Raw genomic sequence first — 5466 nt, forward strand, 5'->3', positions numbered from 1 at the left:
ATCTGGTGCACGAGATGGCCGGCGGCTTGACCGGCGGCGAGCAGGCCGCGCGCGCCATCATGACCACCGACACCACGCCGAAACAGGTTGCGCTGCATCACCCCGGCACGTGGACACTGGGCGGAATGGCCAAGGGCGCAGGTATGCTGGCGCCGTCGCTGGCGACCTTGCTGTGTGTGCTGACCACCGATGCGGTCGCGGAGGCTTCGATGCTCGACCGGGCGCTGCGCCGGGCCGCCGCGGCCACATTCGACCGCCTCGACATCGACGGCAGCTGCTCCACCAACGACACCGTGCTGCTGTTGTCGTCCGGTGCCAGTGAGATCGCACCCGGTCAAGCCGATCTGGATGCCGCCGTGCTGCTGGCCTGCGACGACCTCTGCGCCCAACTGCAGGCCGACGCCGAAGGGGTCACCAAGCGGATCACCGTCACCGTCACTGGCGCGGGCAGCGACGACGACGCACTGCTGGCCGCCCGGATGATCGCCCGGGACAGCCTGGTCAAGACAGCGCTGTTCGGGTCGGACCCCAACTGGGGCCGAGTGCTGGCCGCGGTCGGCATGGTGCCGTTTTCTATCGACCCGGACCGGATCACGGTGTCGTTCAACGGTTCACCGGTCTTCAGCGGGGGACTGCCCGAACCGGATGCCCGCCAGGCGGATCTGTCGGGCCCGGACATCGAGGTCTGCGTCGACCTCGGACAGGGCGCCGGTCAGGCCGCGATCCGCACCACCGATCTGTCGCACGGCTACGTCGAAGAGAACTCGGCTTATAGCTCATGAGCATCCCCACGCACGTCAAGGCGCAGGTGCTGGCCGAAGCGCTGCCCTGGCTCAAGCAGCTGCACACCAAGATCGTCGTCGTCAAATACGGCGGCAACGCGATGACCGACGACACCCTCAAGCAGGCGTTCGCCGCCGACATGGCGTTCCTGCGCAACTGCGGCATCCATCCGGTCGTCGTGCACGGCGGCGGGCCGCAGATCAGCGCCATGCTGACCCGGCTGGGCATTGCCGGTGACTTCAAGGGCGGGTTGCGGGTCACCACGCCCGAAGTGCTCGACGTGGCGCGGATGGTGCTGTTCGGCCAGGTGGGTCGTGAGTTGGTCAACCTGATCAACGCGCACGGACCCTACGCCGTGGGCATCACCGGCGAAGACGCCCAACTGTTCACCGCGGTACGCCGTAGCGTCACCGTAGACGGGGTGAGCACCGACATCGGCCTGGTCGGCGAGGTAGGCCACGTCAACTCCGATGCGGTGCGCGATCTCATTGCGGCAGGACGTATTCCGGTGGTGTCAACCCTGGCGCCCGACGCCGACGGCGTGGTACACAACATCAACGCCGACACCGCGGCCGCGGCGCTGGCTGAAGCGCTGGGTGCCGAAAAGCTGTTGATGCTCACCGATGTCGAGGGCCTCTACACCCGCTGGCCGGACACCGACTCGCTGGTCAGCGAGATCGACACCGCCGCCCTGACGCAGCTGCTGCCGAGGCTGCAGGCCGGGATGGCGCCCAAGGTCGAGGCGTGCCTGCGAGCCGTCGCCGGCGGGGTGCCCAGCGCACACATCATCGACGGCCGGGTCGAACACTGTGTGCTGGTCGAGCTGTTCACCGACGCCGGAACCGGAACGAAGGTGGTCGGCGGATGAACCGCACCGAGCAGCTGCAACAGCGGTGGTCGACCGTGATGATGGACAACTACGGTACCCCGCCGGTGGCGCTGGCCAGCGGCGGCGGCGCAGTCGTCACCGACGTGGACGGCACTGCCTACCTGGACCTGCTCGGCGGTATCGCGGTCAACATCCTCGGCCACTGCCACCCCGCGATCGTCGAGGCAGTCACCGCTCAGATCACGACGCTGGGCCACACCTCCAACCTGTATGCCACCGAGCCGGGCGTCGCCCTGGCCGAGGCGCTGGTCGAGTTGCTGGGCACACCGGCGCGGGTGTTCTTCGCCAACTCCGGCGCCGAGGCCAACGAGGCGGCGTTCAAGCTGACCCGGCTCACCGGCCGCACCAAAATCGTTGCTGCCCAAGGCGCTTTCCACGGCCGCACGATGGGTGCGCTGGCATTGACCGGTCAGCCGGACAAGCAGGAACCGTTCGCGCCGCTTCCCGGTGACATCACCCACGTGCCCTACGGCGATGCCGCCGCGCTGACCGATGCGGTCGCTGACGACACCGCCGCGGTGTTTCTGGAGCCGATCATGGGGGAGGGCGGTGTCGTGGTCCCGCCCGACGGCTATCTGGCCATCGCCCGCGAGATCACCGCTGCCCACGGGGCGCTGCTGGTGCTCGACGAGGTGCAGACCGGAATCGGCCGCACCGGAACGTTCTTCGCCCACCAGCATGACGGAATTACCCCGGATGTTCTGACCCTGGCCAAGGGCCTGGGCGGTGGTCTGCCGATCGGGGCCTGCCTGGCCACCGGGGCTGCCGCAACCCTGCTCACCCCGGGGCTGCACGGCAGCACGTTCGGCGGCAACCCGGTCTGCACCGCAGCCGCGCTGGCGGTGCTGCGGGTGCTGGCCGAGGAGGATCTGGTCCACCACGCCGATGTGATGGGCAAGACGCTGCGCCACGGCATCGAGGCGCTGGAGCACCCGCTGGTGGACCACGTCCGCGGCCGCGGTCTGCTGCTCGGCGTCGTACTCACCGCGCCGCGCGCCAAAGACGTCGAGGCCGCGGCCCGGGCGGCCGGGTTCCTGGTCAACGCCGCCGCCGGCGATCTCGTGCGGTTGGCGCCGCCGCTGATCATCACCGAAGCCCAGGTCAACGCAGTCCTAAGCGCACTGCCCCGCATTCTCGACACCGCCCGGCGGGAGCCGTGATGACCCGTCACTTCCTGCGTGATGACGACGTCTCGCCCACCGAGCAGGCCGAGATCCTCGCCCTGGCAGCCGAACTGAAGAGAAACCCGCTGAGCTGCCGCCCGCTGGCAGGGCCGCGCGGTGTCGCGGTGATCTTCGACAAGAACTCCACCCGCACCCGGTTCTCGTTCGAGATCGGCATCGCCCAACTCGGCGGCCACGCCGTCGTCGTCGATGGCAGTCGCACCCAGCTGGGCCGCGAGGAGACGCTGGAGGACACCGCCAGGGTGTTGTCTCGCTACGTCGGCGCGATCGTGTGGCGCACCTTCGGCCAGGATCGACTGAGCGCCATGGCCGGTGCCGCGACGGTACCGGTGATCAACGCGCTCTCCGACGAGTTCCATCCGTGTCAGGTGCTGGCCGACCTGCAGACCATCGCCGAGCGGAAGGGATCGCTGAAAGGCGTGCGGCTGTCCTACTTCGGCGACGGCGCCAACAACATGGCGCACTCTCTGCTCCTCGGCGGGGTGACCGCCGGTGTGCACGTCACCATCGCCGCGCCGGGCGATTTCGCGCCGGCCCCGGCCGTCGTGGCCGCCGCGCAGCAACGTGCCGCGGCCACCGGCGGGTCGGTGACGGTGACCACCGACCCCGGCAGCGCCGCGGCGCACGCCGACGTGCTGGTGACCGACACCTGGACGTCGATGGGCCAGGAAAGCGATGGGCGCAATCGGGTGAAGCCGTTCCGGCCGTTCCGGGTCGACGCCGAACTCGTCAGCTCTGCCGACCCGGAGGTGGTGGTGCTCCACTGTCTTCCGGCGCACCGAGGTCATGAGATCACCGACGACGTGATCGACGGCCCGCACAGTGCGGTGTGGGACGAGGCCGAGAACCGGCTGCACGCGCAGAAGGCGCTGCTGGCGTGGCTGCTGGAGCAGTCTCAATGAGGCGCGCATGACCATGACCAGAGCCGGCCGGCAGGCGCGCATTGTCGAGGTGCTGTCGTCGGCGCCGGTGCACAGCCAGACCGAGCTGGCCGCTCTGCTGGCCGCCGAGGGCATCGACGTCACCCAGGCCACGCTCTCGCGGGACCTGGAGGAACTCGGCGCGGTGAAGCTGCGGGGTGCGGGAGGGGGAGTCGGCGGCTACGTCATCCCCGAAGACGGCAGCCCGGTCCGCGGGGTCTCCGGGGGCACCGGGCGGCTGTCCCGGCTTCTGGGCGAGCTGCTGGTGTCCACCGACGCCAGTGGGAACCTCGCGGTGCTGCGCACCCCGCCGGGCGCGGCCGACTACCTGGCCAGCGCGATCGACCGAGCCGCACTACCGTACGTCGTGGGCACCGTCGCCGGGGATGACACCATCTTCGTGGCGGCTCGCGAGCCGATGACCGGCGCCGAGCTCGCCGCCGTGCTGGAAGAGTTCCAGAAGAGCTGAAGCAGACTCAAAGGAGATCGACTCATGTCCGAACGCGTCATCCTGGCGTACTCCGGCGGCCTGGACACCTCGGTGGCTATCAGCTGGATCGGCAAGGAGACCGGGCGTGAGGTGGTCGCGGTCACGATCGACCTGGGCCAGGGCGGCGAGGATATGGCGGTGGTGCGCCAGCGTGCGCTGGACTGCGGCGCCGTCGAGGCCGTCGTGGTCGACGCCCGTGACGAGTTCGCCGAAGAGTACTGCCTGCCCGCGATCCAGTCCAATGCGCTGTACATGGACCGCTATCCGCTGGTGTCGGCGATCAGCCGGCCGTTGATCGCCAAGCACCTGGTGGCTGCCGCGCGCGAGCACGGCGGCGGCATCGTCGCACACGGCTGCACCGGCAAGGGCAATGACCAGGTCCGGTTCGAAGTCGGCTTCGCCTCGCTGGCACCGGAGCTGGAGGTGTTGGCGCCGGTCCGCGACTACGCGTGGACCCGGGAGAAGGCCATCGCTTTCGCGGAGCAGAACGCCATCCCGATCAATGTCACGAAACATTCACCGTTCTCCGTCGACCAGAACGTCTGGGGCCGCGCGGTGGAAACCGGCTTCTTAGAACACCTCTGGAACGCGCCGACCAAGGACGTCTACGCCTACACCGAAGACGCAGGCGTCAACTGGAACACGCCCGACGAGGTGGTCGTCGGGTTCGAGCGCGGCGTGCCGGTCTCGGTCGACGGCCATCAGGTCAGCGTGCTGGAGGCCGTCACCGAGCTCAACCACCGCGCCGGCGCCCAAGGCGTCGGACGGCTCGACGTCGTCGAGGACCGGCTGGTGGGCATCAAGAGCCGCGAAATCTATGAGGCACCAGGCGCGATGGTGCTCATCACGGCGCACACCGAACTCGAGCACCTCACCCTGGAGCGAGAGTTGGGACGGTTCAAACGGCACACCGACCAGCGCTGGGCCGAGTTGGTCTACGACGGTCTGTGGTACTCGCCGCTGAAGGCCGCCCTGGATGCGTTCGTCGCCCACACCCAGCAGCACGTGTCCGGGGAGATCCGCATGGTGCTGCACGGCGGCCACATCGCGGTGAACGGCCGCCGGAGCGCAGAATCGCTCTACGACTTCAACCTGGCCACCTATGACGAGGGCGACGCGTTCGACCAGTCGGCTGCCCGCGGGTTCGTGCAGCTGCACGGGTTGTCGTCGAAGATCTCCGCAGCCCGGGACGCACGGTGA

The 5466-nt window shown here is 69.0% G+C and carries 6 protein-coding genes; all 6 read left to right on the top strand.

What is annotated here, in order from left to right; translation table 11 throughout:
• Positions 1 to 782: bifunctional ornithine acetyltransferase/N-acetylglutamate synthase (locus tag AC2VON_RS11490; RefSeq protein WP_486953077.1), on the top strand; the 782-nt coding region annotated here is incomplete at its 5' end.
• The gene (gene argB, locus AC2VON_RS11495; protein WP_486953078.1) at positions 779 to 1651 is read left to right on the top strand and encodes an acetylglutamate kinase; all 873 of its coding nucleotides are present in this window, start codon (positions 779 to 781) and stop codon (positions 1649 to 1651) included. The genes AC2VON_RS11490 and argB, both read left to right, overlap by 4 nt.
• Positions 1648 to 2832 (top strand): acetylornithine transaminase, encoded by a 1185-nt coding sequence (locus AC2VON_RS11500; RefSeq protein ID WP_486953079.1) that lies wholly within the window; start codon positions 1648 to 1650, stop codon positions 2830 to 2832. The genes argB and AC2VON_RS11500 overlap by 4 nt, the downstream gene beginning before the upstream one ends.
• Positions 2832 to 3758, top strand: coding sequence for an ornithine carbamoyltransferase (argF, locus tag AC2VON_RS11505; RefSeq protein ID WP_486953080.1), 927 nt, complete (start codon positions 2832 to 2834; stop codon positions 3756 to 3758). The genes AC2VON_RS11500 and argF overlap by 1 nt, the downstream gene beginning before the upstream one ends.
• 7 nt (positions 3759 to 3765) lie before the next feature.
• On the top strand, positions 3766 to 4245 hold the full coding sequence (locus tag AC2VON_RS11510) for an arginine repressor (protein WP_486953081.1): 480 nt from the start codon (positions 3766 to 3768) through the stop codon (positions 4243 to 4245).
• 24 nt (positions 4246 to 4269) lie between these two features.
• A complete protein-coding gene (locus tag AC2VON_RS11515) occupies positions 4270 to 5466 on the top strand; it encodes an argininosuccinate synthase (protein ID WP_486953082.1) in 1197 nt (398 codons plus the stop codon).

It is taken from the genome of Mycobacterium sp. TH-M82, from assembly GCF_057473605.1.

Bases quoted from the DNA above. Each gene is read 5' to 3' on its own strand.
- AC2VON_RS11515 (WP_486953082.1), top strand. From the start codon at position 4,270: ATGTCCGAACGCGTCATCCTGGCGTACTCCGGCGGCCTGGACACCTCG.
- AC2VON_RS11500 (WP_486953079.1), top strand. From the start codon at position 1,648: ATGAACCGCACCGAGCAGCTGCAACAGCGGTGGTCGACCGTGATGATG.
- argF (WP_486953080.1), top strand. From the start codon at position 2,832: ATGACCCGTCACTTCCTGCGTGATGACGACGTCTCGCCCACCGAGCAG.
- AC2VON_RS11510 (WP_486953081.1), top strand. From the start codon at position 3,766: ATGACCATGACCAGAGCCGGCCGGCAGGCGCGCATTGTCGAGGTGCTG.
- argB (WP_486953078.1), top strand. From the start codon at position 779: ATGAGCATCCCCACGCACGTCAAGGCGCAGGTGCTGGCCGAAGCGCTG.